26 protein-coding genes are annotated in these 26796 nt (G+C 63.7%); 12 read left to right on the forward strand and 14 right to left on the reverse strand.

Going from position 1 to position 26796, the window contains the following annotated elements:
* Positions 1-64: 64 nt before the first annotated feature.
* A complete protein-coding gene (locus RQ479_RS09410; RefSeq protein WP_376705896.1) occupies positions 65-1795 on the forward strand; it encodes an adenylate/guanylate cyclase domain-containing protein in 1731 nt (576 codons plus the stop codon).
* A gap of 232 nt (positions 1796-2027) precedes the next feature.
* The gene (locus RQ479_RS09415) at positions 2028-2564 is read left to right on the forward strand and encodes a dihydrofolate reductase family protein (protein ID WP_376704882.1); all 537 of its coding nucleotides are present in this window, start codon (positions 2028-2030) and stop codon (positions 2562-2564) included.
* 451 nt (positions 2565-3015) lie between these two features.
* On the opposite strand, the gene RQ479_RS09420 is transcribed toward RQ479_RS09415, so the two are convergent.
* Positions 3016-3918: a LysR family transcriptional regulator gene (locus RQ479_RS09420; RefSeq protein WP_376704883.1), complete on the reverse strand. Its 903-nt coding sequence runs from the start codon at positions 3916-3918 to the stop codon at positions 3016-3018.
* A gap of 147 nt (positions 3919-4065) precedes the next feature.
* On the opposite strand from RQ479_RS09420, the gene RQ479_RS09425 reads away from it, so the two are divergent.
* A complete protein-coding gene (locus RQ479_RS09425) occupies positions 4066-4962 on the forward strand; it encodes an MBL fold metallo-hydrolase (RefSeq protein ID WP_376704884.1) in 897 nt (298 codons plus the stop codon).
* An 89-nt stretch (positions 4963-5051) separates the two neighbouring features.
* Here RQ479_RS09425 and RQ479_RS09430 read toward each other — a convergent pair whose 3' ends face one another.
* The 5 genes from RQ479_RS09430 to RQ479_RS09450 all read right to left on the reverse strand — a co-directional run bounded on the left by RQ479_RS09430 (position 5052) and on the right by RQ479_RS09450 (position 11282).
* The gene (locus RQ479_RS09430) at positions 5052-5921 is read right to left on the reverse strand and encodes a patatin-like phospholipase family protein (RefSeq protein WP_376704885.1); all 870 of its coding nucleotides are present in this window, start codon (positions 5919-5921) and stop codon (positions 5052-5054) included.
* Positions 5918-7327 carry a M16 family metallopeptidase gene (locus RQ479_RS09435; protein ID WP_376704886.1) on the reverse strand — a complete coding sequence of 470 codons (1410 nt, stop codon included), beginning with the start codon at positions 7325-7327 and terminating at the stop codon, positions 5918-5920. Before RQ479_RS09435 ends, RQ479_RS09430 begins: the two co-directional genes overlap by 4 nt.
* A 5-nt stretch (positions 7328-7332) precedes the next feature.
* On the reverse strand, positions 7333-8697 hold the full coding sequence (locus tag RQ479_RS09440) for a M16 family metallopeptidase (protein WP_376704887.1): 1365 nt from the start codon (positions 8695-8697) through the stop codon (positions 7333-7335).
* 97 nt (positions 8698-8794) lie between these two features.
* Positions 8795-9349: a 16S rRNA (guanine(966)-N(2))-methyltransferase RsmD gene (rsmD, locus tag RQ479_RS09445; protein ID WP_376704888.1), complete on the reverse strand. Its 555-nt coding sequence runs from the start codon at positions 9347-9349 to the stop codon at positions 8795-8797.
* Entirely contained in the window at positions 9330-11282 is a 1953-nt protein-coding gene (locus tag RQ479_RS09450; RefSeq protein ID WP_352465397.1) for a pseudouridine synthase, read from the reverse strand. The genes rsmD and RQ479_RS09450 overlap by 20 nt, the downstream gene beginning before the upstream one ends.
* Before the next feature lie 76 nt (positions 11283-11358).
* On the opposite strand from RQ479_RS09450, the gene RQ479_RS09455 reads away from it, so the two are divergent.
* Positions 11359-11811: a nucleoside deaminase gene (locus RQ479_RS09455; RefSeq protein ID WP_352465396.1), complete on the forward strand. Its 453-nt coding sequence runs from the start codon at positions 11359-11361 to the stop codon at positions 11809-11811.
* A gap of 71 nt (positions 11812-11882) precedes the next feature.
* Here RQ479_RS09455 and RQ479_RS09460 read toward each other — a convergent pair whose 3' ends face one another.
* Positions 11883-12563, reverse strand: coding sequence for a hypothetical protein (locus RQ479_RS09460; RefSeq protein ID WP_352465395.1), 681 nt, complete (start codon positions 12561-12563; stop codon positions 11883-11885).
* Between the two features lie 195 nt (positions 12564-12758).
* Positions 12759-15749 (reverse strand): isoleucine--tRNA ligase, encoded by a 2991-nt coding sequence (gene ileS, locus RQ479_RS09465; protein ID WP_376704889.1) that lies wholly within the window; start codon positions 15747-15749, stop codon positions 12759-12761.
* A 43-nt stretch (positions 15750-15792) separates the two neighbouring features.
* On the opposite strand from ileS, the gene RQ479_RS09470 reads away from it, so the two are divergent.
* From RQ479_RS09470 to RQ479_RS09480, 3 genes are all read left to right on the forward strand, one after another.
* Positions 15793-15978 (forward strand): hypothetical protein, encoded by a 186-nt coding sequence (locus RQ479_RS09470; protein WP_376704890.1) that lies wholly within the window; start codon positions 15793-15795, stop codon positions 15976-15978.
* Positions 15979-16062: 84 nt separating this feature from the next.
* The gene (locus RQ479_RS09475; protein WP_376704891.1) at positions 16063-16437 is read left to right on the forward strand and encodes an antitoxin Xre/MbcA/ParS toxin-binding domain-containing protein; all 375 of its coding nucleotides are present in this window, start codon (positions 16063-16065) and stop codon (positions 16435-16437) included.
* A 2-nt stretch (positions 16438-16439) separates the two neighbouring features.
* The gene (locus RQ479_RS09480; protein ID WP_376704892.1) at positions 16440-16874 is read left to right on the forward strand and encodes an RES family NAD+ phosphorylase; all 435 of its coding nucleotides are present in this window, start codon (positions 16440-16442) and stop codon (positions 16872-16874) included.
* 16 nt (positions 16875-16890) lie between these two features.
* Here the strand turns inward: RQ479_RS09480 and RQ479_RS09485 are convergent, their stop codons facing one another.
* Together RQ479_RS09485 and RQ479_RS09490 are read right to left on the reverse strand one after the other, a co-directional pair.
* Positions 16891-17703 (reverse strand): MipA/OmpV family protein, encoded by an 813-nt coding sequence (locus tag RQ479_RS09485; RefSeq protein ID WP_376704893.1) that lies wholly within the window; start codon positions 17701-17703, stop codon positions 16891-16893.
* A 269-nt stretch (positions 17704-17972) separates the two neighbouring features.
* On the reverse strand, positions 17973-18869 hold the full coding sequence (locus RQ479_RS09490; protein ID WP_376704894.1) for an alpha/beta hydrolase: 897 nt from the start codon (positions 18867-18869) through the stop codon (positions 17973-17975).
* A gap of 348 nt (positions 18870-19217) precedes the next feature.
* On the opposite strand from RQ479_RS09490, the gene RQ479_RS09495 reads away from it, so the two are divergent.
* A complete protein-coding gene (locus tag RQ479_RS09495) occupies positions 19218-19772 on the forward strand; it encodes an HdeD family acid-resistance protein (protein ID WP_376704895.1) in 555 nt (184 codons plus the stop codon).
* 77 nt (positions 19773-19849) lie between these two features.
* Here RQ479_RS09495 and RQ479_RS09500 read toward each other — a convergent pair whose 3' ends face one another.
* On the reverse strand, positions 19850-20833 hold the full coding sequence (locus tag RQ479_RS09500) for a bifunctional riboflavin kinase/FAD synthetase (protein WP_376704896.1): 984 nt from the start codon (positions 20831-20833) through the stop codon (positions 19850-19852).
* A 9-nt stretch (positions 20834-20842) separates the two neighbouring features.
* The gene (locus RQ479_RS09505; protein WP_292653923.1) at positions 20843-21703 is read right to left on the reverse strand and encodes a TIGR01459 family HAD-type hydrolase; all 861 of its coding nucleotides are present in this window, start codon (positions 21701-21703) and stop codon (positions 20843-20845) included.
* Between the two features lie 262 nt (positions 21704-21965).
* Here RQ479_RS09505 and RQ479_RS09510 point away from each other — a divergent pair, with 262 nt between their 5' ends.
* Positions 21966-22598, forward strand: a complete 633-nt coding sequence (locus tag RQ479_RS09510) for a LysE family translocator (protein WP_254817423.1) — start codon at positions 21966-21968, stop codon at positions 22596-22598.
* A 6-nt stretch (positions 22599-22604) separates the two neighbouring features.
* Here RQ479_RS09510 and RQ479_RS09515 read toward each other — a convergent pair whose 3' ends face one another.
* Entirely contained in the window at positions 22605-23429 is an 825-nt protein-coding gene (locus tag RQ479_RS09515) for a DUF2189 domain-containing protein (RefSeq protein ID WP_292653925.1), read from the reverse strand.
* 143 nt (positions 23430-23572) lie between these two features.
* Complete coding sequence (locus RQ479_RS09520) at positions 23573-24277, reverse strand: glutathione S-transferase family protein (RefSeq protein WP_376704897.1); 705 nt, start codon at positions 24275-24277, stop codon at positions 23573-23575.
* Between the two features lie 108 nt (positions 24278-24385).
* Between RQ479_RS09520 and RQ479_RS09525 the strand changes: the two genes are divergently transcribed.
* From RQ479_RS09525 to RQ479_RS09535, 3 genes are all read left to right on the forward strand, one after another.
* Positions 24386-24751, forward strand: coding sequence for a winged helix-turn-helix transcriptional regulator (locus RQ479_RS09525; RefSeq protein WP_376704898.1), 366 nt, complete (start codon positions 24386-24388; stop codon positions 24749-24751).
* Between the two features lie 510 nt (positions 24752-25261).
* Positions 25262-26101, forward strand: coding sequence for a hypothetical protein (locus tag RQ479_RS09530; RefSeq protein WP_376704899.1), 840 nt, complete (start codon positions 25262-25264; stop codon positions 26099-26101).
* Positions 26102-26251: 150 nt separating this feature from the next.
* Positions 26252-26770: a CAP domain-containing protein gene (locus RQ479_RS09535; protein ID WP_376704900.1), complete on the forward strand. Its 519-nt coding sequence runs from the start codon at positions 26252-26254 to the stop codon at positions 26768-26770.
* Positions 26771-26796 lie beyond the last annotated feature (26 nt).

A 26796-nucleotide genomic window follows, 5' to 3' on the forward strand; every position in this document is an offset into this window, starting at 1 on the left:
GCCACAAGCCCAAATTGCTGGATTTGGCGGCCCAGGAAGCGTAGACTTGCTCCTTGGTTCAGCGATGGAACAGAGACTAGCCGCAATTCTGGCTGCCGATATGGCGGGCTACAGTCGGCTAATGGAGGCCGACGAATCCGGCACGCTCGCTCGCCTTCGGACCCATCGCATAGAACTGGTCGATCCCGCCATCGCGAAGAACAAGGGCCGGATCATCAAGACCACTGGAGACGGCATGCTCGTCGAGTTCCAGAGCGTGACCGATGCCGTTAAATGCGCCGTGGAAATCCAACAGCGCATGAAACGGCGCAATTCGGATGTGCCGCAAGAACGGCGTATCGAATTCAGGATCGGCATAAATCTCGGCGACATCATTTTCGACGACGAGGATATTTTCGGCGACGGCGTCAATATTGCCTCGCGCATCGAGCAACTCGCCGATGTCGGCGGTATCTGCGTGACCGCGGCGGTGGCGACCCAAATTGCCGACCGTCTCGAAATCGCCATGGAGGATTTGGGCGAGAAGACGCTGAAGAACATCAGCCGCCCGGTTCGCCTCTATCGCGTCGGGTTTGACGGCCCTGTCCTGCCGCAAGTCGAGGCAAAGCGATCCATCTCGAAGCCTTCGATTGTGGTGCTGCCGTTCAGCAATATGAGCGGCGACCCCGAGCAGGAATTTTTCGCGGACGGACTGACCGAGGACATCATCACCGAACTGTCCCGCCACCATGAGCTGTTCGTCATCTCGCGCAATTCCGCCTTCGTCTACAAGAACCGCGCCGTGAATGTGCGCGAGGTGGCCGAAAAACTCGACGTCCAATATTTGGTGGAGGGAAGCGTCCGCAAGATCGGCGACCGGGTGCGCGTGACGGTTCAGCTCATCGACACGGCGAATGACGCCCATATCTGGGCGGACAAATATGACCGGAAGCTGGACGACATATTCGCTATACAGGATGAGGTGACCGCGGCGATCGCAGCCACGCTGCCCGGCCGTGTCGAGGCGGCTCAGCGGGACCAGCTCGCGCGGGCGAAACCTGCAAACATGGCCGCGTATGAATGTGTGCTTGCTGCCAAGGTGCTGCATCACCGAAGCACGATTGCGGATAATGAACGCGCGCAAACCTTGATAGAAAGGGCCGTCACGCTCGACCCCGATTATGCCCATGCCCATGCCTGGCGGGCCTGCATTCTTGGCCAGGCCTGGGTCCATAACTGGTGCAAAGACAGGGATGCCGTCTGGAACAACATTTCGGCAGCGCTGGACAGGGCGCTGGCGCTGGACAACAACGATGCCGATGTCCACCGCATCCTCGCGGCAGTCAACGTGAACAACAACGAGCTGACCACAGCGCGCTACCATCAAGAGCGGGCGCTGGCCCTCAATCCCAATTACGACCTCGTGGTGGTGCAGCAAGGCGAGCTATTGACATGGCTGGGGAGGCCGGAAGAGGGAATCGAATGGATCCGCAAGGCAATGCAGTTGAACCCGCACCACCCGGAGAGGTTCTGGAGCCATCTGGGGAAGGCGCACTTCGCCGCGCGCCAGTATGGCGAGGCGATCGAAGCTTTCATGCATCTGTCGACCATGGACTCGGCTCAGCACGCTTTCGCGGCTGCCTGCTACGGCTGGCTCGGCGACGAAATCGCGGCCGCGGCGCATCTGGGCAAGATCAGAACGCTCGATCCCCAATTCGACCTCGATTCATTTATCGCCACCCTGCACTATGCCCAGGAGTCCGATGTGCAGCACGTCCGCGAAGGACTGCTGAAAGCCGGTATTGCCCACCTCTAGCCAGCCCGTAACTACAAACCAGATCCAATCGGCGACAGGCAAAAAAGACCGCCCCCGACCCGATGCGGACCTTGTGGCATGACCGAAGGGCGGCGGCTTAGTGTCAGAGGCGGCCATCGCTCTTTGGAAGCGAATAGGGAAAAAGCCCTCCCCCTGAAAAAGCGCCGCGCTAGTTGACGGCGCATGTCGCATAAGGCCCGCGCCATTCGGCCCTGCCAGAAAGGAACCCGCCATGAGAAAACTCATCGTCACCGAATTCATCAGCGTCGACGGCATCGCCGAGGTCGAGAAGCTGCCGAGCGTCGCCTGGAACGATGAGATGCAAAAGTTCAAGGACGACGAGCTTGCCGACAGCGGCGCCATGCTTTTGGGGCGCACGACCTATGAGATTTTTGCCGGCTCGTGGCCCAAGGAGACCGGAGATTTCGCCGACCGGTTCAACGCGCTGCCGAAATATGTCGCTTCGACGAGCTTGACGGCGCTCGACTGGCAGCCGGCCGAGCTGCTGCAGGGCGCCTTGCCGGACGCGGTCAGAGGGCTGAAGCAAGGCAGCGGCGGCAACATCTATGTGCATGGCAGTCTCAGCGTCGCGCAGGAATTGCTGCGCCATGGCCTTGTCGACCGCATCAGGCTGCTCAGCTACCCCGGTGCCGTCGGCCAGGGCAAGCTGCTGTTCCCGCCCGGCGCGCAATTGCCACTCGAGCTGATTTCCGCCAGGCAATTCAGCAACGGCGTGGTGGCGCTGGAATATGCGGCCGGGATGGCGTGATGAAGGCTAATCTCCCCCCTTGAGGGGGAGATGCCCGGCAGGGCAGAGGGGGGCGCGGAAGAACGCCGGCCTTCGTTTCAATCTGTGATGAACTGGAAACTTGCGCGCGTACGCTATGCAACCGACTGATAGGTCGGCGGGACAGCGCCCCCCTCTGGCCTGCCGGCCATCTCCCCCACTTGGGGGGAGATCGCAGCTTCCGCCTCGGCGCTCATCCTGCAACGCTGGTGATTGGCGAAAGCGCCGATGACAGCCAATCTCCCCCCTCGTGGGGGAGATGCCCGGCAGGGCAGAGGGGGGCGCGAAGGATCGCCGGCCTTCGTTTCAACTGTGATGAGCTGGAACTTGCACGGGTACGCTAATGCCATCGACTGATAGGTCGGCGGGACAGCGCCGCGCTCTGGCCTGCCGGCCATCTCCCCCACTTGGGGGGAGATCGCAGCTTCGCCCATCAGCGCCCCCGCCCGCCTGCCTCCACCTTCTGCTCGGTCGCAATCAGCATCTCGACAAAGCTGGTCACCTTGGGCGGGCGGAAGCGGGCGGCGGGGTAGACTGTGTAGATCCCGCCCGCGGGCAGCCGCCACTCGGGCAGGATCTGCACCAGCCGTCCGGCGGCGAGCTCGTCCCGCACCAAAAAGTCCGGCAGCACCGACAGGCCGGCGCCGGCGCGGACGGCCGCCAGCACTGCCGGCGTCGCGTCGATCGAAATCGTTGCCTGCATGCGCACGGACTGCTCGTCATCGCCGCGCGAAAATTGCCATAGCAGCGGTTCACGCAGCGCCATGTTGGCGACGAAGGGCAGACCGGCAAGGTCTTGCGGTTCGCCGGCGGTGAACCGGTTTTCAAAGCCGGCGCCGCATACCATGAATTGTTGGAAGGTGCCGATGCGCCGCGCCTGCAAGCTGGAATCGGCGAGCCAGCCGACGCGGATCGCCACGTCGATGTGGCCGGAAACCAGGTCGATCGTCTCGTCGCCCAGTGTCAGCTCCACCCGGCAGCCGGGATAGCGCGTGCTGAAGGCGGCGACCACCGGCACCACCGCCGACGTGCCGTAGTCGTTGGACGCGGCAATGCGCAGCGTGCCGGTCGGCTCGGCGGCCGCCTGCGCGAGCTCGTCGAAGGCATCCTCGGCCTGCTGCAGGACTTGCAGGCAGCGGGCATGGAATGTCCGGCCGGCTTCGGTCGGATGGACGCGCCGCGTTGTGCGGATCAGCAGCGTCGTTCCGACATCGCGCTCCAGCCGCGCCACCTGCTGGCTGACCACCGCCTTGGTGATGCCCAGCCGCTCGGCGGCCCGCGTGAACGACCCGGCATCGACCACCGCCGCGAAATAGGCCAGCCGGTTCAGGTTCATGCTTCGCTCATGGCAGATGCAGTCTCATTGTCAGGCAACAGCATACATTACGTCTATTTTGTCGGCCTTCAATACGCATTCCGCTTCTGCCATCTTGCGGGCATCGAGGCTGCGCGCCGCCGAGTTCCGCATTCCCAGGAGACATCCATGTTCACACGGAGAGCCATCATGAAAACCACCCTCGCCGCCGGCGCTGCCGCGGTCTTTGCTCCCGCCGGGCTTGGCCATGCGGCCGGCGGGCTTTCCTGGAAGCATTTTCCAGCCGGACAAAACGGCTTCTTCCGCGCCCCCGTGCTGGTCTCCGGGGCGACTGAAGCCGTGCTGGTCGATGGCGGTTTCACCTACCCCGACGGTCGGGCCGTGGCCGAGGCAATCAAGGCGAGCGGCAAGACGCTCACCACCATCTATGTCAGCCAGTCCGACCCGGACTATTATTTCGGCCTCAAGCCGATCAGGCAGGCGTTCCCGCAGGCACGGGTGATCGCCGCCGCCGAGACGGTGGCCGCCATCAACGGCAATGTCGAAAAGAAGCTCGCCGTCTGGGGGGCGCAGCTGAAGGAGAATGGCCCGCAGGCGCTCGCCGATGTCGTCATCCCCGAAGCGTTCGACGGCAAGACGCTCAGCGTCGATGGCGAGAGCATCGAGATCGTCGCCGCGGAAGGCCTCGCCAACCGGCGCTATCTCTTCGTGCCATCGCTGAACGCGGTGTTCGGCGGGGTGATGATCTTTGCCGGCGTGCATGTCTGGACCGCCGACACGCCGACCAGGGAACTGCGCGCCGCCTGGATCGCCAATCTCGACAAGATCGCGGCGCGCAAGCCGGCGATCGTCGTGCCCGGGCACATGACGCCTGAGGCCGCTACGGACCTTTCAGGCGTCGAGCACACCAAGACCTATCTCATCGCCTTCGAGGAAGAACTGGCCAAGGCCAAGGACGCCGCCGCGCTGAAGGGCGCCATGGAAGCCCGCTTCCCCGGCCTCGGCATGGGCGTTGCGCTCGACATCGGCTCCAAGGTTGCCACCGGCGAGATGAAGTGGGGCTGAGAAGGGCGCCAATCGCGAGCTGATCCGCGCCACTTACGAAGGATACGCTCATGGTCCAGCGGGCGCTGACCCCGGACGCCTGACGCCTATCATCCGCCGAGACGGTTGGTGCGCTTGCTGGCTTCGGCTTTGGCGCGCGCGTCGACCGCCTTTTCGATCTCGCGCTTCAGCTCGTCCTTGATCGCCACCGTCTCGGCCATCAGCGCCTCGACCTTCATGAAATCGAGCACCCGGTATTTCGACACCGCCGGCCGGATCAGAATATCGGGCCGGCTCTGGTTCAGCTTGCTGGCGATGATCGACTGCATCATCAGCTGCGTGGCGCCGAACATCAGGTCGACAGAGGTCGGGAATTTGCGACCCGCCTCGGCCGGCGCGCCGACCACGTCGACGGCGATGATGATGTCGGCGTCGAGCTCGATCAGGTCGAACGGCACCGGATTGTAGATGCCGCCGTCGATCAGCAGTCTGCCGTCGCGCATCACCGGGCGGAACACCGCCGGGATCGCCGCCGAGGCGGCCAGCGCCGAATGCAGCTCGCCTTCGTCGAGCACCGCGAGCTTGTGGCCATAAAAGTCCGTTGCCGTCACCTTCAGCGGTATTTTGAGTTCGGCGAAGGTCTCGGGTATGGCGTCGGGCAGGAATGCCTTGAGGATGCGCTCGACATTGAACTGGCTGACCCGCAAGCCGCCCTGCACCGCCTCGGCAAAAGTGCCGGGCCGCGCCCGCCACATGCGCGTCGCCACTTCGGCGCGGCGGCCGAGGATCGAGCGCGTATAGTCGTGGATGTCCTTGCCGGTCATGCCCGAGGCCATGCCGGCGCCCATGATGGCGCCGATCGACGAGCCGGCGATTGCCGCCGGCCTTATGCCCAGCTCGTCCAGCACCTCGATGACATGGATATGCGCCAGCCCACGCGCGCCGCCGCCGCCAAAGGCGATGCCGAAGCTAGGGCTCATCCCTTGTTGGCCGCGCCGAGCTTCGGCCCTACCACCATGACGGCCGGCTCGGCGGAGAGCAGCTTTTTCGCCGCTGCCTTGACCTGGTCCAGCGTCACCGCGTTTATCAGGGCGGCGCGGCGCTGCATGTAGTCGATGCCGAGCTTGCCAAGCTGGATCTCGACCAGCGTTGAGGCGATCGCGCCGGAGGAATTCAGATTGTTGATGGCATAGGCACCGATCATGTATTTCTTGGTCGCCGCCAGCTCGGCTTCGGTCGGCCCCTCCTCGGCCATGCGCTTGACCACGTCGCGCACCACGGCCAGCGTCTCGGCCGCCCTGTCGGCGCGGGTCGAGGTGGTGATGGACAGCGCCTCGGAGTGCTCGTGGTCGACGAGGTCGGAGCTGACGCTGTAGGCCAGGCCGCGCTTTTCGCGCACCTCGTCGAACAGCCGCGAGGTGAAAGTGCCGCCGCCGAGGATCTCGTTCATCAGCACCGCGGCAAAAAAGTCCGGCGCATTCCGCTTCACGCCGGGATAGGCGAGTTGCAGCGAGGCCTGCGGCTGGTCGTAGACGACCTCGAGCTGCTGGCCGAGCTTCAGGTCGATGTCGGGAACGGGCGTGAGCGCCTGCTTTTCCGGCAGGCTGCCGAACACCAGGTCGAGCTTCTGCTTCAGCGTCTCGGCGTCGATGGCCCCGACCACCGCGACATGCAGGCCGTCGCGGGCGAAATTCGCCTTGTGGAAGGCGCTGAGATCGGCCGGCGTGATCGTCGCGATGCTTTGCCTGGTGCCCTGGTCGGGCCGCGCATAGGGATGCCTGCCGTAGATCGCGTCCAGCCATTTGCGCTGGGCGAGCGTATCGGGATCGCGCTCGTTGGCGATGATGCCGGACAGGATTTGCGAGCGGATGCGGTCGATCGGCACCTGGTCGAAGCGCGGCTGGTTGACCGCCACCCGCAACAAGTCGAAGGCGCCGTCGCGCTGCTCGGCCAGCATGCGCATTGAGCCGTAGATGCCGTCGCGCTGCGCGTCGAAGCTCATCTCTGCACCGACATCGTCGAGCTTGATCTGGAAGGCCTCGCTGTCGAGGTTGCCGGCGCCTTCGTCGAACAGGCCGCTCATCAGATTGGCAAGCCCTTCCTTGCCGGGCGGATCCTGCGTCGCGCCGCCATCGAAAACGAAACGAATGGCGACGATCGGCACCGAATAATCCTCCACCAGCCAGGCGGTGATGCCCTTCGACGAGGTCACCTCCTGGATGTTCATGGCCGCACGAGCGGAAAGCGCCGGCAGGACGAGGAAGACGAGGGAGAGGATGAGGGTTGCTAGAAGAGGGCCGGAGCGCGCGCGCTTCCCTTCTCCCCTTGTGGGAGAAGGGGAGGAGCCCAGGGGAGAAGGCAGAGCGGGACCGTGCTGGTTCATCATCAAAATCAATTCCCAGCCTGGGTTTGCGGCAGAAGATAGCCGGTCGTTGCGTGGTCGAGATTGAGATAGCGGGCAGCGACCGCCTTGACCTGGTCGGCGGTGACCTTGCGGATGCGGTCCGGCCATTGCTGAACGTCCTGGACGTTGCCGCCGGTGGCGAGCGTCGAGCCGTAGATGTTGGCCATGTCCTCCTGCTTGTCGCGGGCAAAGATCATCGAGCGGACGAAACGGTCCTTGGACTTTTCCAGCTCGTCGCTGGTGACGCCGTCTTTCGCAATGCGGGCGATCTCGGCGTCGACCGCGGCTTCGATGTCGGCAAGCTTGGCATCGCCGCGCGGCGCGCCATAGACGGTGAGATTGGTGTCGTCGAGCATGGTGCCCTGGAAGAAGGCGCCAGCCTCGGCGGCGATGCCTTGCCTGACGACAAGCTCCTGGTAGAGCCGGCTGCGGTTGCCGCCGCCGAGGATTTCGGACAGCACGTCGAGCGCTTCGGCTTCGCCCGGTTTTGCCGTGTGATAGGACGGAACCACCCATTGCGTGGTGAAGCTCGGCACGCTGACGCGCCCGTCGGTCAGCGTCACCGTGCGCCTGGTGTTCTGCTCGGGCTCGACGGGGCGGATGCGCGGTGGCAGATCCGGGCCGCGCGCGATCTTGCCATAGGTCTTTTCGGCCAGCGCCTTGACCGTTTCCGGTTCGACATCGCCGGCCACCACCAGCACGGCGTTATTGGGTGTATAATATTTGTTGTAGAAAGCCATCGCGTCGGTGCGGTTCAGCTTCTCCATCTCCTGCATCCAGCCGATGACCGGAATGCGGTAGGGCTGGTTCTGCCACAGCGTCGCGTCGATCTCCTCGTCGAGCACCGCCTGCGGATTTGAGTCGATGCGCGAGCGGCGCTCCTCGAGGATGACGTCGCGCTCGGTCTTGATGACATCGTCGTTGAGGATGAGATTGCGCATGCGGTCGGCCTCGAAGCCCATCATCTCAGCGAGCGCCTGCGGCACCACCGTCTCGTGAAAGGCGGTGTAGTCGTAGGAGGTGAAGGCGTTGTCCGAGCCGCCGATGGAAGCGACGGCGCGGTCGAGCTCGCCGGCCGCATGGTCGCTGGTCGCCTTGAACATCAGATGCTCGAAGAAATGGGCAATGCCGGACTTGCCCGGCGGCTCGTCGGCGCTGCCGATCTTGTACCAGACCATATGGGTGACGATCGGGGCGCGGTGATCGGGGATGACGACGACCTCCATGCCGTTGTCGAGCAGGAAATCGGTCACGACGCCATCGTCAGGATTGTTATCCGCCAGAGCCGGCGCGGCCATCACCAGAGCCAGTCCCAAGAGCGTTCCGCGCAGCCATTCAGCCTGAAATGTCATAGATGGCTCCGGTTTGTGATGGGACGATAGGCGGGGTTGCTGGTCGAGGCAAAGCGAATTGTTCGTCATTTTGAAGGCGCCATCGTGGAACCCGAACTCAGGCGGCCTCGATGAACCGGATGACCGTCTCGCCATAGTTGCGCTCGTCGACCAGCGAAAAGCCCGGCCCTGCCTCGAACGGCGCCGCCGCCGCTTCCTCGATGACGCAGAGCGCGCCGGGGGCGAGCCAGCCGCCGGCCTTGGCCGAGCGCAAAGCGCGTTCGCCAAGGCCCTTGCCATAGGGCGGATCGGCGAAGACCAGGCCGAATACGGCGATGGTGCCTGCCTCGCCCAAGGCCGTCGCGTCGCGGCGGAATATCTTGGTGCGGCCGGTGAGGCCGAAGGCCTCGACATTGGTGCGGATCAGGCCGCGCCCTTCGGCGGATTCTTCGATGAAGACAGCGTAGGAGGCGCCGCGCGACAGCGCTTCGAGGCCGAGCGCGCCGGTGCCGGCGAACAGGTCGAGCACACGCGCGCCGTCCAGTTTTTCGGAAAAGCGATGCGCCAGCACGTTGAAGACCGCCTCACGCGTGCGGTCGGTGGTCGGGCGGATGGCAAACGTACGGGGCGTCGCCAGCGGACGCCCGCGAAACTCACCGCCGACGATCCGCATTGCTTCCTTTCGGGCCGCCGCGCGGCCGGTCGCCACCGCCATCCGGGCGCTCGCCACGCGGTTTGCCGAACGGCTTTGCACCGCCGCCTTGCGGCTTGCCGCCGGGCTTGCCGTAAGACGGCTTGAACGAGGCCTTGCGCGCCTTGTTTTCTGCCGCCTTGGCGGCGTCTGCCTCCGCCCTGCCCTTGCCGATCGGCCGTGCGCCCGGCGCCATCCAGACATTGGCCTTGCGCTGGCCCGGCGGCTCGATCGGCCGCTGCTCGCGTTCGGATTTCTTCCCACCGAAGCCGCCACGAGGCTTGTCGCCACGGGGTTTGTCCCCGAAGTCGCCGCGTTCAGGTCTGGGGCCACGCTCGCCAAAGCTCTTTTTCGGCCCAAAGCTCCTGTCGGGGCTTGTCGACAGCTTGCCGAGCGCTTCGTCGCGGCTGCCTTCGCGGCGCTTGCGGTTCTTGATCAGGCCGCCCTCGCCGATCGGCCGGCGTTCGCCGTCGCGGGTGAATTTCGGCCGCTCGGGCTCCTCCTCCCGCTCACGCCTGACCGGTTTGTTGGAAAACGGCTTGGCGATATCGGCGTCGAAATTGGCGCCTGATTCCTCGACCAGGCGCTCACCGAGCTGGTCGCGCAGCACGCGGCCCTTGATCTCCAGCACATGGCCTTCCGGCAAATCGTCGAGCTGGAACGGCCCGTAGGAAATACGGATCAGCCGCGTCACGTCGAGACCGAGCGAGCCCAGGATGTTCCTGACCTCGCGGTTCTTGCCTTCGCGCAGGCCGAGTGTCAGCCAGGCGTTCGAGCCCTGCTCGCGGTCGAGCGTCGCTTCGATGGCGCCATAAAAGACGCCGTCGACGGCAAGGCCTTCGCGCAGGCCGGCAAGGGCGCTTTCTTCGACCTTGCCGTGGACGCGCACGCGGTAGCGCCTGAGCCAGCCGGTGGCCGGCAGTTCGAGCACGCGCGACAGGCCGCCATCGTTGGTGAGCAGCAGCAGGCCTTCGGTGTTGATGTCGAGCCGGCCGATGGTCATCAGCCGCGGCAGCCCAGGCGGCAGCACGTCGAAGACGGTTTTGCGGCCTTCGGGATCGCGGTTTGTCGTGACCACGCCGGCCGGCTTGTGGAACAGGAACAGCCTGGTGCGCTCGATCGGCGGGATCTCCATGCCGTCGAGATGGATGATGTCGCCGGGCATCACGTTGAAGGCCGGCGAGGACAACACCTTGCCATTGACCTTGACGCGGCCGGCCGCAATCAGTTCCTCGGCGTCGCGGCGCGAGGCCAGGCCGGCACGCGCCAGCCGCTTGGCAATGCGTTCGCCGGCTTCTTCCGTTGCCTCGACGCGACGCGGGCGCGGCTTGAAGCCGCCCTCCGATGCGGCCGGGGCCCTTTGTGCCCCATGGGGCCGATCGCCGCCAAAATCACGTTTGGGACGATCGCCGAAGTCACGCTTGGGACGATCACCGAAGTCACGCTTGGGACGGTCGAAGCGCCTCTCGCCGCCCTCGACTTCGGCAGCTGCCGGCCGGTCGCCGCGCGGTGCGTAAGGCTTGCGCGGACCTTCGCGCTTTTCATAAGGCTTGCCCTCCGGACGCGGCCCTTTGCTGAACGGCCTGTCGCCGCCTTTGAAGTCGCGCTTCGGCCGCTCGCCTTCGGCAGCTTCTGGCCGGTCGCCGCGCGGCGCATAAGGCTTGCGTGGACCCTCGCGCTTTTCATAAGGCTTGCCTTCCGGACGCGGCACTTTGCTGAACGGCCTGTCGCCGCCTTTGAAGTCGCGCTTCGGCCGTTCGCCTTCGGCCGCCGCCGGCCGGTCGCCGCGCGGAGCGTAAGGTTTTTTGGCGCCGAAGGACGGCTTGCCGCCCTTGCCGTAAGCGCTATCGCGACCGCGCGGCCCCGCCGGTTTCGGGCCGGCCTTGCGCGGGAATTTCTTGTTTTTGTCGTCCATGTGGCCTTTGCTCGTTTGCGCGGGTAGTAACAGGATCGCGCTCTAGTGGCGAGGAGATAATCGGAATGGAAACCGCGTGAAGCGGCAGGATTTCATGGCGCTGGCGCTGAAAGAAGCCGAAGACGCCGCCCTGCGTGGCGAAGTGCCGGTTGGCGCGGTCGTCGTCGGCGGCGATACGGTCGTTGCGAGTGCCGGCAACCGCACCCGCGAGTTCGCCGATCCCACCGCCCATGCCGAGATGCTGGCGATCCGCGAGGCCTGCCGCAAGCTTTCCAGCGAGCGGCTCAGCGGCCACGATCTCTATGTGACGCTGGAGCCGTGCGCCATGTGCGCCGGCGCCATCTCCTTCGCCAGGCTGCGCCGGCTCTATTTCGGCGCTGCCGACGAGAAGGGCGGCGCAGTGGTCAACGGCGTTCGCTTCTTCACGTCACCGACCTGCCACCATGTGCCCGACATCTATCCGGGCATGGCCGAGAACGCTGCAGCAGCGCTGCTGAAAGACTTTTTTCGCGAGCGACGCGGACCCTGATTTTCTGGTCCGGCCGACGATCCAAATCCAAGTCAGCCAATTCAGGCCAGAAAGTCTCTGGCGCCGTCAGGCTACCAAGGCAGCCAGTCGAACATGCCGCCACTCTTGCTCTTGGCGGCCGCCTCCTTCTTGAGGCGTCGTTCCTTCTTGTACTCGTCCTCGCCGAGGTCGCCCTGCGGCGCGGTGGCGGCGGCAGCGCGGTATTGCACCGGCGGCTCGCTCAGATATCTGCGGGTGGTCGGGTCGCCCTGTTTGCCTTCAGCCCGGCGGCGCATGATTTCCGCGGCGCGGCCCTTGTCCGAATCGGCCGGGGTCCAGGCTGGCGGATGGCTCGAGCCCGACTGCTTCAGCGCGGCCTTGACCGACGCCGGATCCGTCTGCACGTCATCGATGACCTGCGCCTGGTAGGCCGGGTCGTCCTGATGCAGGGTGGCATCGGCGCGCAGGCGGGCACGGCGCTGCTCCGGCGATTCGGGCCATTCGGCGCTTGCCGTCTCGATGCTTTCCTGCGGCGGCGGCAAGACTTCCTTCTGCCCCGGCCCTGGCTTCACCAGCGTGGGGCGCGGCTTGTAGTCGATACTATCCTTGCGCTTGGGTGCGAAGGAAAAAGCCCCGGTGAGGTCGCCAGCAAGCTGCGCGCCCGCGGTCTTGTCGGTCCCGTAAGTGGGCGAGCCCATGCAGCCGGACAAGGCGAGGCCCGATACGACAAGCGGCGCCAGCAGCGCAACGCGCGCGTAAGTTCTCTCGGTCATGCCAAAAAGTCCCACTGTAGACAGCCTCTCGATTGCCGCCGGCCAAAGAAAGGTCCGGTCCCCATCGCCTATGCTCTTCCGACGGAATTCCGGCGACAATTTGTCGTCCGGAGTTTCGCGTGTTTACCTCAACCACTCGTTAAGGGCAACGCGCGGGGGCCGATCGGCCGCCCGCCGTGGCATTTGTGCACCGCCTTAACGGCGGCTCAAAGCCTTCAGCTCATGCAGGACAGCTGCGTCACGGGCCGAAACATCCGGGAATTCCGGATCTGAGCCGACATCGGCGGTGTAGCGCCAGGAGCGCGCGCATTTCACCAGGCCGCGGTCCTCCGCCTTCTCGACGACCACGGCGACGCCCTTGACGTCGTCGAGGGTAAAGCTGCCCGCCGGCGCCTTGCCGTGCACGATAACCAGATCGCTGGTGATCGCCATCTCGGCCATGTCGACATCGGCGATCGCCGCTTCGAGTACGGCATCGTCGAGGGTGACGACCGGCACCGCTTCCAGCGAAGAGCCGATGACCTTCTGCGCACGGGCGATTTCCAACGCGCCGGTGACGACACGGCGGACCTGCCGAACCTTGCGCCACTTCTCCGCCAGCGCCTCGTTCTTCCAGTCCGCCGGGATCTCCGGGAACTGGTCGAGATGCACCGAGACGGCATCCGGATGACGGTCGAGCCAAGCCTCCTCCATGGTGAATGGCAGCATCGGCGCCAGCCATTTCACCAGGCAGTCGAAGAGATGACGTACCACCTGCACGGAAGCCTTGCGCTTCACGCTGGAAGGCGCTTCGCAGTAGAGCGCATCCTTGCGGATGTCGAAATAGAAGGCCGACAGCTCGACCACCATGAAGTCGAGCAGCGCGCGGGTGATGCGCTTGAACTCGAAGGCGTCGTATCCCGAGCGTACGACTTCATCGAGCTCGGCGAGCCGGTGCAGCATCAGCCGCTCCAGTTCAGGCATCTTGTCCAGTGGCACCTCCTCGCCGTCGTCATGGGCGAGTGTGCCCAGCATCCAGCGGATGGTGTTGCGCAGCTTGCGGTAGGCGTCGATGTTGGTCTGCAGCACGTTCTTGCCGAGCCGCTGGTCTTCCCAATAGTCGGTCGTCACCACCCAGAGCCGCAAGATGTCGGCGCCGGACTGCTTGATGACGTCCTGCGGCACGACGGTGTTGCCGAGCGACTTCGACATTTTCCGCCCCTCCTCATCCATGGTGAAGCCATGGGTGACGACGGTGTCGTAGGGCGCCCTGCCCCTGGTGCCGCAGCTTTCGAGCAGCGAGGAGTGGAACCAGCCGCGATGCTGATCGGAGCCTTCGAGATAGACGTCGGCCGGCCATTTCAGGTCGGGCCGGTCCTCAAGCGTGAAGGCATGCGTCGAGCCTGAATCGAACCAGACGTCGAGGATGTCCATGACCTGCTGCCATTTCGAGGCATCGTGATTGCCGAGGAAACGCTCCTTGGCGCCGGCGGCGAACCAGGCGTCGGCGCCTTCCTTCTCAAAGGCGTCCATGATGCGCTGGTTGACCGCCTCGTCGCGCAGCACATTGCCGTCGGCATCGGCAAAGACGGCGATCGGCACGCCCCAGGCGCGCTGGCGCGACAGCACCCAGTCGGGGCGCTCCTCGATCATGGCGCGGATGCGGTTCTGGCCGGCGGCGGGCACGAAGCGGGTATCGTCGATGGCTTTCAGCGCGCGGCCGCGCAGCGTCGTGCCGTCGCCAAGCTCCTTGTCCATATAGACGAACCATTGCGGCGTGTTGCGGAAGATGATCGGCTTCTTCGAGCGCCAGGAATGCGGATAGGAGTGCTTCAGGCGGCCGCGCGCGAACAGCGCGTTGCGCTTGATCAGCTCGTCGATGACAGCCTGATTGGCGTTGCCCTTCTTGCCATTGTCGTCGATGACGCGCGCCGCTCCACCCTCGCGGTCCGGGCCGAAGCCCGGCGCGTCCTTGGTGAAGAAGCCGGCATCGTCGACCGTGAAGGGGATCGCAGTGTCGATACCGCGCTGGCGAAGATCAGAGGCTGCATCCATCCAGGCGTCAAAGTCTTCGCGGCCGTGTCCCGGCGCGGTGTGGACGAAACCGGTTCCGGCATCGTCGGTGACATGATCGCCGGCGAGCATCGGCACGGGAAAGTCGTAGCCGCCGCCCAGACCTTTGAGAGGATGCGAAAGCGTAAGATTTTCAAGCTCTTCGGCGCCAACGTTGCGAAGCCGATTCAGAGTGACCTTGGCCTTCGCGGCAGCGTCGTCCGCAAGCTTCTCGGCAAAGATCAGCTTTTCGCCGGGCTGAGGACCAAAGGCGTTCTCGGCCGCCGTTACCTCGTAGAGACCATAGTTGATGCGCGGCGAGTAATTGACGGCGCGGTTGCCGGGGATTGTCCACGGCGTCGTCGTCCAGATGACGACGTTGGTATCAAGCAGATCGAGCGACGTCTGCGTCAGCTTGGGATCCAAGGCTGGCTGCCCATCCTCGATGTTGATGACCTGGCGAGCGAGGCTGACGACCGGAAACTTCGCCCAGATCGTGTCCGACTCATAGTCCTGGTATTCGACCTCCGCCTCGGCCAGCGCGGTACGCTCGACGACGCTCCACATCACCGGTTTGGAGCCGCGATAGAGCTGGCCGGACATGGCGAATTTCAGCAGCTCGCCGGCGATGCGCGCCTCGGCATGGAAAGCCATCGTCGTATAGGGATTGTCGAAGTCGCCGACGACGCCGAGCCGCTGGAATTCGGAACCCTGCACCTTGATCCAATGCGCCGCAAACTCACGGCATTCCTGCCGGAACTCGTTGACCGGCACCTCGTCCTTGTTCTTGCCCTTGGCGCGGTACTGCTCCTCGATCTTCCATTCGATCGGCAGGCCGTGGCAATCCCAACCCGGCACATAGTTCGAGTCATAGCCGCGCATCTGGAACGAGCGGGTGATGACGTCCTTGAGGATCTTGTTCAGCGCATGGCCGATATGGATGTTGCCATTGGCATAGGGCGGGCCGTCGTGCAGCACGTATTTTTCGCGGCCGGCTGCGTCCTTGCGCAACTTGCGGTAAAGGTCCATGTCCTGCCAGCGCTTGACCAGCAGCGGTTCCTTTTCCGGCAAACCGGCGCGCATCGGGAAATCCGTCTGCGGCAGGTAGAGCGTTTTGGAATAGTCGATCGTCTCGGCGGTCTCGGTATCAGTCATTCGTCTGCCATATGCGTTGCCCGGCGGCAAAAGAGCCCGGGCGTTGAACTATCATGATCTGGAAAAAGCGCGAGAGGCCGCGCGCAAGATTCCCGGCGGCTCCGGCGGCGGTCAGGCCGCCCGGAACACCGGGCCTGTAATTCGTATCGCAGTCGCGAGAAGGCGCGCAAAGCTCGTCATGGCTGGGCTTTTAACCGAGACAGGCGATGTTGAAAAGCCCGAACTCTGATGCTTCCTTGCGTTAGGTGCCAATTGCGCATACATTTGTAGGCAAATGGCAAGCAGAATGGCCTGCAGTGCCAAGGAAACATTCATGTCGGTCGCAGCAAGGGCAATTCGCGCAACACACGACTTTTCCGTCCCTACGGAAAAGATCGATCATCTGCGCAGTCTGGGTTTCAGTAGCGAAGAACTCTATCGTATCGTTGCCCCCCGCCGCACGCTGGCGCGTCGCAAGGAACATGCCGAGCCGCTTTCGCCAGCTGAATCCGACCGCGCCCTGCGCCTTGAACGCATCGCCGAGCAGGCGGATCGGGTATTCGGTAGCCATGAGAAAGCCCAGCGTTGGCTGAGAAGCGAGATCATAGCATTGGATGGTGCAAGGCCGATCGATCTCCTTGAGACAGAGACCGGCGCCCACGTCGTTTCCGAAGAGCTTATCCGTATCGACTTTGGCATGCTTGCCTGACGATGCGCATCTGGCGCATCTCCAATTTCGCGGATCTCTCGGGTCGTGGCGGAACGCTCGTTGATGGAAGATGGAACAGGCGCGGGATGCCCATCGTCTATTGCACCGACCACCCTTCGACGGCACTGCTGGAGATACTGGTGCATGCGACGCGCGAAACCGTTCCGGAAACCTACCAGCTCATCGAAATCGACGTTCCGGACGGAATAGAAATGACCGAACCGGTTATCCATGACGGCTGGGACAACGACATGGAATCGACACGGCGACAGGGCACGGACTTTCTCTCGGCCAATCATTACGCGCTCATGAAAATTCCTTCGATCATAATGCGCAAAGCAAACAACTATCTGCTCAACCCGACCCATGACGATGCGTCACGCATTACGATTGCGGGCCTATACCGTTATCCGTTCGACAGCCGTTTGATCAAATGAGCCGACGCCCACCCGCTCACATCGAGAAATCGAAGCGATAGGTCGTCGACACGCCGATCATGAACTGATCCCTGGAGCCCCGCTCCTTGACCAGGCTGGAATCGGCGGCCGGGCCCATCAGGCGGGAATATTCGCCGAAGAGGCTGGCCGTCATCGGCTCGGTCACCTTCCAGGTCACTGCGCCGCCCAGGCCCGCCGACTTCACCCCGCCGCCGGGATGATATTCGCTGAGCCCCGAGGCCAGGGACTCCTTGGCATCAACACCGTAATAGGCGTCGAAATAGTCCGATGAGGTGAACGAAACGCGCGGCCCGCCGGAAATCCTGACGTCGGGCGTCACATCGTAAAAGGCGTCGGCGGCGATGTCGGCGACAAAGCCGTTATGGGCGCGAATGCCGTGCCGCAATTCGGCGCGGGCACGCAGCCAATCCAAAGGATAGAATTCGAAGAAGCCGCCGGCCTCCCCGCCCCAGCGCACCGGGTCGAGACCCTTCAATTCGTCGGCATCACCACCGTCGCGGGAAAACAGGAACTTGCCTGTCAGGCCGGCGCGGACGGCGCCATCGTCGATCAATGCCAATGAGATATTGTCGTTGCGCGAGGTGAAGCGCGTCGCGGGACCAGCCTTGCCGAGCGAGATGATCGGCGAGGCGCTGAGCAGGTACTTCTTGCCGCCCTCGAAATTCGGGGCAACCATGCCGGTGGCGCCGACCGTCAGGTACCAGTCTCCGGACAGCCAGCCGAAGGTGCCTTCGCCGGCCTTGGCAACGCCGCAGGTGCCGAGCATGAATGCGGCCAAGACCGTCGGGATCGTCGGGACTGACCGCATCGTTACTCCATACGTCGAACGCATTGGCCGATACAACCAGCCTTGACTGAAGCCATGGCGCCAGTTCGGTAAAATTTGACTTAATATCCGTAACATTGGCGGCGTTGGCCGGCCTGTTCCGCATTGCAGCCGATTGTTTGGCGCACCAAGATACCAGGGGTCTTGAATGCGCCAGCAACTGTCATCTTCCAGCTTGGAATGTCTCGGCTGCTGTTGGAATTTTGCGACAGCCGTATGAACCCTAGCTGCTCACCCAAGGGTTACAAACATTAGCGGACAAACATGCCGGCGCTGTGAAGAGCGCGCCGACCGGCACTCAACCCCGCGTTCCAAACCGGCCAAGCGTGAATCATATGCGGCCAAATTTCGAGACGTACTTTGATGTCGGCCGCGCCGGCGGCTTCGGCGAGCCGAGTTGCGTCCGACAACAGCGTCTCGGCCGAACCGACTTGTATAAGCATTGGGGGAAATCCGCTCAGATCGGCGAACAAAGGCGAGATCAGCGGATCGCGCCGACCAACGCCATTGGGAACATAGGCGGTTGCCAGTTCCTCCAAATACGCCCGGTGGATGATAGGGTCGATCGCGTCCTTCGTTGATAGTGTCGCGCCGGACATCGAAAGGTCCGTCCAGGGCGAAACCAACCAAAGACATCGCGGCAACGGCTCGCCTGCCGCGCGCAATATACTGACCAGACACTGGGTGAGGTTGCCGCCCGCACTGTCTCCGCCAACCACGATGCGATCCGGCGCGATCCCTTGCCGCCTCAGAAAGCGCCACGCCGTGAGTGCGTCTTCATGTTGTGCGGGGAAAGGATGTTCCGGTGCGCGTCGATAGTCGATCGCGAGGGTGCGCATTCCCATTGCCCGACCTGCCTCGGTAACCATTCGACGATGACTTTTAAGAGAGCCGGAGCAGTAGCCACCACCGTGGAAAAAGAGCAAAACCCTATCCCTGTCACTCCCAGGCGCCAGGGACCACTCTCCCTCGAGGCCATCGAAAACCACATGCTCGCATCGGATGTCGTCCGCAATCGGCCACACCGAACCGACTTCGTCGAGCCGTGCGCGGCGTTCGTCCCAGCGGACCGTTCGTGGTTTAGACGTCAACAGCCTGCGGACGGCGTTAATCTCCATCAGATCGAGGTGTTCGTCCACATCGCTCATTTTGCTTCCCTAGCCTCATCAAGCGTAGAAAACGGCATACAGCAGCAGCCACACGTCATCGATAAAGGGCCAATGCCAGCGCTGGGAATTTTTCGTTACACTTGCGCCATGGCGAATACACGGGACGACGGGTCGCCCGTAAACCCGCTTGTCATCTTTTAGCACTGGCCCACCCCCCGCACATGATCGAATATTCTATCTGGTATTTGGCCGCTTCGGGTCAAAAGCGGAGGTCTGGCAAGCGGATCGCTCGGGAGTGTGGCGCTCACAGCCTGCTCGCTGGACGGGCAAGGCGATCGGCGCTACTTTCCGGAACAAAGAAGCTGGGCAACCTTTAGGGAGAGGGCGATGACACTGCATGGCGATGCCTTGAAAGATGCGATCAGCCAGACGCGGGCGAAATGGGGATGGTTCGTCGCGCTCGGGGTGCTGCTGCTTGTCTTCGGCGGCATTGCCTTCGGCAATCTGTTCATCGCAACCGTCGCCTCGGTCTTTGTCGTGGGCTGGCTGATGCTGATGGCCGGCGTTGTCGAAATCATCCATGCCTTCGGCGTGAAGACATGGGGCCGCTTCTTCTATTGGCTGCTCAGCGGCCTCCTCTACGCCGTCGCCGGCTTCTTCGCCTTCGACAACCCGGTCCTCGCCTCGACGGTGCTGACCTTCCTCCTGGCGGTCGCGCTGCTTGCCTCAGGCGTGCTCAGGGCCTGGGTCGGCTACAGCCACCGGCCGCAGCCGGGCTGGGGCTGGGTGGTCGCGGCCGGCGTCATCAGCGCGCTGGCTGGACTGGTCATCGCCATGGGCTGGCCGGTCAACAGCGTGTGGGTGCTGGGCCTGTTCCTGGCCGTTGACCTGATCTTCCAGGGCTGGACCTTCATCGCCCTTGGCCTGGCGCTGAAGAGATAAATTCTGGTTTGAGCACGATTTATCGGAAATCCGGTTCCCACTTTTTGCTTCGCTGACCTTCGGTTCGGGACCATGCTCTAAAAAGCTATGGCCGCGTCGAGCTCGGAAAGCGGCCTGACGCCGGCGAGCAGTGCCTTCGCCTCGGCCTCGTCACGCTTCATCTGGGCGACCAGCGCGTCAAGGCGGTCGAACTTCACCTCCGAACGCAGGTAGCCGAAAAAGGACACGGCACAAATCTCGCCGTAGAGCTCGCCGGAAAAGTCGAAGACAAAGGTCTCCAGCAATGGCGCGCCATTGTCGTCGACGGTCGGCCGGCGGCCGAAGCTGGCGACGCCATCATGAAGCGAACCGTCGGCGCGTCGGAAGCGGACGGCATAAATCCCTTCCTTAAGGGTGGCTTCCGGCGAAAGCCTCATGTTTGCGGTCGGAAAGCCGAGCGTCCGGCCGAGCTGCTGGCCGCCGATCACCTCCGCCTCGACGGTGAAACGGTAGCCGAGCAGGCCGGCGGCCTCGGCCACATTGCCCTCGCACAGCAGCGTGCGTATGCGGCTCGACGACACCACCTCGGCGCTTTCGTCGCGAAACGCATCGACCAGCGTGACGCCGAAGCCGTGGCGCTCGCCGGCCGCCATCAGATAGGCCGGGCCCCCCTGGCGGTCCTTGCCGAAGTGGAAATCGAAGCCGGTGACGGCGTGGCTTATGCCGAGGTTGCGCTCGAGCACGCCGGTGACGAAAGTCTCCGCCGACAAGGAGGCGAACTCGCGTGTGAACGGCTGCTCGACCAGCGCCGCAAAGCCCAGATGCGACAACAGCCGCGCCTTCATCGGCGGCGGCGTCAGCACGAACAGCGGCATGTCCGGCCTGAAAACTTTTCGGGGATGCGGCACGAAGGTCAGCACCAGGGCAGGTACGCCGCGACGCTCCGCTTCGGCGCGCGCACGTTCGAGCACCGCCTGGTGGCCGCGGTGGACGCCGTCGAAATTGCCGATCGCCACCACGCCGCCGCGCAGATGGGCCGGCAGCGGTGCGGTTGCGGAAATGCGTTCGAACATGGCCGTCATGGCTTGAACCTATTGCAGCCTGGGAATCACTGCGACCGGCCTGTAGCCGTATTTTTCCAGGAAGGCGGCGAGCCTGGCCGGATCCGGCTGCAGCGTCTCACCGTAATCGCGGGCGTGGATGCCGCCCGATACGTAGAGCACGTCGAAGCCATTGTCGGCCGCACCCTTGATGTCGGTCATCATGCCGTCACCGATGGCCAGAACTTGCGAACGCTCGACCGGGCGACCGAGAGTGAGGGCGACCTCCTTCATGGCGACGTCATAGACCGGCGCATAAGGTTTGCCGGCAATCAGCGTGCGTCCGCCAAGCTGTGCGTATTCGCGGGCCAAAGCGCCTGCGCACCAGATCATGCGTTCGCCGCGCTCGACGACGATGTCGGGATTGGCGCAGATGAAGGGCAAGTTCCTGGCACGCAGCCGCCGCAGAAGATCGGCATAATCTTCCGGCTTCTCCACCTCGTCATCGAACAGGCCGGTGCAGACCACGCCGGATGCTTCGAACTCCTCGACGAGTTCGACGTCGAGGCCCTCATAGAGCGTGAAATCCCGATCGGCGCCTATATGGAAGATCTTTCGCGGCCCTTCGGCGATCAGGTCGCGGGTAACGTCGCCGGACGTCACGACACGGTCGTAGGCGGCGGGAGGAACGCCGATGGCGTTCATCTGCGCCACCACATCGGCGCTGCGACGCGGCGAATTGGTGATCAGCACGACAGGTATTTTCGCTGCGCGAGCAGCGATCAGCGCGGCAGCCGCCGCGGGGAAATGCCATTCGCCATTGTGCACCACGCCCCAGACGTCGCACAGGATGGCTGCATAGGCTCCCGACAGGTCTGCGAGCGAACCGATGATGTCGGGCGAATCCGCCATGCCGTTGTCCCTGTATCATGATGGTTGCAAGGGCCGCGACCGACGGTCCGCCGCGACCGGTTGGGATTAACCGAAGCGCTTCACCCTGTCACCAGCTTTCGTTGTGTCCGCAAGATTGTCGCACGGGACACATCATCGGCTGAAGGCGATGGGATTGGCGACTAAGGCAGGGGACCCAGCGCGCTGGCTCAAAGGCTCCTGCCCTCATGCCCTTGCGGGTGATGGAAGCGTGTGGTGAGTGTCCTCATCTGGAGATGCGCTCTTGCCTGAACCCGCCAACCACCTTGCCTTCGCGCTGGTCTGCCTCGGCATGGTGCTGACGCCCGGCCCGAACATGATCTATCTGATCTCGCGCTCGCTGTCGCAAGGGCCGAAGGCCGGGCTGATCTCGCTTGGCGGCGTGGCGCTCGGTTTTTTGTTCTACGTGCTGTCGGCGGCGTTCGGCATCACCGCGCTGCTGCTCGCCGTGCCCTTTGCCTATGACGTGCTGCGCCTTGCCGGCGCGCTCTATTTGCTGTGGCTCGCCTGGCAAGCGGTGAAGCCCGGCGGGCGCTCGCCCTTCCAGATCCGCGAACTGCCGAAAGACAGACCGCGCAAGCTGTTCGCCATGGGACTGATGACCAACCTGCTCAACCCGAAGGTGGCAGTGCTCTATCTGTCACTGCTGCCGCAATTCATCAGCCCCGGCAAGGGCCACGTGCTGTCGCAGCTTCTGGTGCTCGGTGCCACGCAGGTCGCGATCAGCCTGACCGTCAACGCCATCATCGCTGTGACGGCCGGCTCGATCGCCGTGTTCCTCGCCGGGCGGCCGCTATGGATGGTGATCCAGCGCTGGATGATGGGCACGGTGCTGACCGCGCTGGCCGTCAAGATGGCAACCGACGCGCAACGCTGATCGGTCCTACATCGGCCGCCTGACCTGCTGTGCCCGCTCCGGTTCGACCACCCTGCGGTAAAGATGCCAGGTCGCGTGGCCAAGGATGGGCATGACGACGGCAAGCCCGGCAAATAGCGGGATCGAGCCGATGACCAGGAGCACGGCGACCATCAGGCCCCACAACGCCATCTGCAGCGGGTTTGTCATAACTGCGCGCGCCGACGTCTCGACTGCCGAGACCGCGCCGACGTCACGATCGAGCAACAGCGGAAAGGCGACGACAGTCGTCGCCAGCACGATTGCGGCGAAGGCGAACCCAGCCGCGTTGCCGAGCAGGATCAGCGTCCAGCCCTTGCTGGTCGTCAGCACCTCGCGAATAAAGCCGACGATAGAGGCCGGAGGCTGATTGCCGTACAGACTGGTGTAGATCGATTGCGCGGTGAACAGCCAGAGCAGGAACAGTACCACCAGCATGATACCGATGACCGCAATCGCGGGCAGCGCCGGGGAGTGGCGCACGTCGAGCGCATGCCACCAGGATGTATCCATGCCGAACTCGCGCCGGCGGCTGATTTCGTAAAGGCCGATAGCGGCGAACGGACCGACCAAAGCGAAGCCGGACATCAGCGGATAGATGAGCTGGATGGCGTTCGAGCCCGACGTCCACTGCGTCAGGATCAGGCCGACCACCGGATAGATCAGGCACAGGAACACGTAATGCGACGGCTTGGCCCAGAAATCCTCTACGCCGAGACGGAGCGCATCGAGCAGGTCCTCGGTGCTGATGCGGCGCACCGTGGGCTGTACATGCATTCCACCTGCGTCCGCCATGACATGAAAGCCGGCCATAACCTTTCTCCCGTGTGTCAGGGCGGTCACCGCCAGGATGGCCGCCCGCAGCTGCCACTTCAAGAACGGCGATATGATAGCCGATCTCGGCACGCTTGTCGCCACCGCCCGGCGCCGGGGCGCCGAGCGGCTGAACGAACAGATTAGGCCGCGAAGCGATCGATCACCTCGGCCAGCGGCACGTGACCGAGGCTAGCGCCGGACCCGGCGGGCTTTTCGCCAGCCTCGACAGCGAGCGCGTATCGCACGGCCGGATTGGCTTCGATGCGGCGGCGTAGCGCCGCCAGCTTAGGATAAGCGGCGCCGTCGACCGCCTGGTGGAACTCCGCCCAGCGCGCCACGCCAATCAGCGTGGTATCCGCAAGCGTCAGCCGGTCGCCGATCAGGAATTCCGTGTCGAGGATCATCGCCTCGAGCTGGTCATGGCGGTTGGTAACGACCTTGCGGCCAAAGTCACGCAAGGTTGCCAGCAGCACCGGTTCGGCCGACCCCATTTCATAAGCAGCCCAGAGCGGGGTGAAGGCGGCGGTGAAACCGGTGTTCACGAAAGCCATCAGCTGATGCATCCGATCGGCTTCCGGCGAGCGGGGCTCGAAGCTGATACGGCGTTGCGTGTCGCGGGCTTCGAGCCAAGCGGCAATCGCCATGGTCTCGGTGAGCACCCTGCCCTCGTCCGTGATCAGCACCGGCGTTTCCTGACGGCCGTTGATGCTGGCATAGGCGTCGTTCTTCATCTCAGTGAGCATGTCGACGCGACACAGGCGGTAGGGCTGTCCGACGCGTTCAAAAGCAGCGACAAGCCCCATCGAACTTCCCAGCGGGAAGCCGTAAAGGAGAATAGGTTCCATTTCTTTGTCTCTTCCATGATTTAGGGATTACGCTGCGCAGCGAAACTTGACCCTAAACGCTGGTCGCCCCATGTAAATTACGCACTATTCTGTAACCAGGTCCCCGCCATGAAAGACGTCGTCTCACGCTGCCCGATCGAAGAGACCATGCGTGTGCTCAGCGGCCGCTGGCCCACCTTGCTGCTCTACTATCTCAAGGACGGGACCAAGCGCTTCAGCGACCTGAGGCGTGACAACCCGACCGTGTCGCACCGCATCCTGGCGCTCGAACTGCGCAAGCTGGAGGAAGCCGGCATCGTTCGGCGAACGGCGCATGCCGGCTATCCGCTACGCGTGGATTACGACCTTACGGCGCCAGGTCTCAAGCTTGTGCCGCTCATCAACGCCCTTGGCGACTGGTGGGAACATACCGAGGACGAACGGGCCTGCCGGGTCTCATCGACGCCGGAAACTAAGCTCGTGAAGGCGGCCTAGTGGTGAAAATCTGACGCTTGCTACCCGAGGCTGGGTACCGCTTTGGGTGGGATTTGCCGTCCCGGCCGACCATCGGAATGCGCGGGTAGCGCCAGAAGCTGTCATTGCCGAGCAGATACTCCAACGTCGCATTGGGGCCGACAGCGGACTGGCCGCTTTTAGGGTCCTTGGACCATCGATCCGGCCTCAGTTCGGATCTGCCGACGTTGCTTTCGACCGGTCCTGTCACCACCGCCGCTTCTGCCGGATCGCCAGGGAAGCGAGGGAAGGCAGCGTCAAGTTCGAGCAGAGATTAAGAAGAACGGAGCCATCGCCGCATAGGCGTCTGCCTCCGTGGGTATGGACGGATTCACTCATGCGCAATATGAATGACGATGAGGCTGCCGTGGCGCTCACATTTTCGCTGCGTCGCTATGGCAGGTGACGCTCGTTCAATGCCGCTGCGCAGGGCGGGTTGGCCTTCTGGTCTAACGCCGCCCGCAGAAGTGTCGATATTAGGGGATCTGGTCAATGACCGACAACAAGCCAGACGTTACCAAGGATTGGCAAGCGACGCAGGGCCAGAAGTCCTCCGCCACGCGTCTTCGCCTTTTCGCCGCACTCTCGTGGATCGTCGCCATTGGCGGCGAGATCTACGGGATTATGCTGCTTCGCCAGAACAAGTTCGACCAGGGACACCTGCCGCTGATCATCGGCCTTCTGGTCGGCATCGCGATTTTCGCAATCGCCGGCAACTTGCTGTGGAAGGCGGCCAACAGGCACGATCCGGCCCGTGCATCCGACGCGGCCAGGTTCTTCTTCCAAAACCAGCTCGGCGCAATCATCACGCTGATTGCCTTCCTCCCGCTGGTTTTCCTGATCCTCACCGACAAAAACATGGATCCGCGGACCAAGAAGATTGCCGGCGGTGTCGGCGCTGCGCTGGCCGTGCTCGCGACGGTCACGGGGATCAGTTTCAAACCCCCGTCGGTCGAACAGTACACCCAGGATATGAACGCATGCGCAGCCCAGATCAAGTCGGGGCAGCCCACCACCGCCTGTTCGCCCGATGTCGCCGCTCAGGCGCAGGCGATCGCGACGGACACCGGCGCGGTGGCGGCGGCGACGAAGAACGCGAGCCACCCCGCCGGTCAGGATGTCGTCTACTGGATCGCGCCCGAAAACGGAGCCGCGAAGTCCGCCGAGCCGCATGTTTTCCACCTCTGCGCAGGCGTGAGTCCGCTGAAGGACAAGACCGTGAATAGTGGCTCCGTGACGGAGGCCTATGCACAGAACGCCATTCGCATCACGAAGCAGATCGATATGGAACAGAAGCAGTGCGGGTTCACCGCCACAACCAGCACCAACTGAACCCGCCTGCGCTCGCCCCCGCACGAGCGCCTTGGATCAGTGGGGCGTCGTCAGCGGAGCTCGGTCCTTTTGTTGCGCTGCGGGTCGGCTTGCGCGAGATTCTAGTCCCCTGCCCGGCAAAAGCCATGATCACCGCTATGTCAGGCGGGCATGACCGTTGCGAGAATCGAAAATGATGAAGGCAAACCTGGCCTAAACAGGCGCATGCTGCTCAGAGCTGCCGGCCTTGGCGCCCTTGCCGGGCTCACCGCCTGCGCAACGGCTGTGCTGCCCACCGGCGAAGGCGCCGGTGTCTCTGCCTCCGCCGCCGGCACGCTGGCCGGCATCCGCGCCTCGGCCGGCCTCGCGCCGCTTCTCCCAGATCCTCAGCTCGAACGGGCAGCCCTGCAGCAGGCCGGCTATATGGCGCGCGGCGGCCGGATGAACCACACCACCGGCTGGGGCAAGGACTTTGCCTCGCGCGTCAAAGACAACGGCATTGCCGGCGCTGCCGCCGAAAACATCGCCGAAGGCCGCTTCGACCAGCAGAAGCTGTTCGATGTCTGGGTGCATTCGCCAGGCCACCGCCGCAACATGCTCGACCCGCGCTTCACCCGCTTCGGCCTCGCCTATGTACGCGACGGCCGCGACAGCACGCTTCGCTATTGGTGCCTTGTGCTCGGCAGATAATTTCCGCCATTTGGTCGGCGGAAGCC

The sequence above is a fragment of the Mesorhizobium sp. ISC25 genome (assembly GCF_042295465.1).
Taxonomy (GTDB): domain Bacteria; phylum Pseudomonadota; class Alphaproteobacteria; order Rhizobiales; family Rhizobiaceae; genus Mesorhizobium.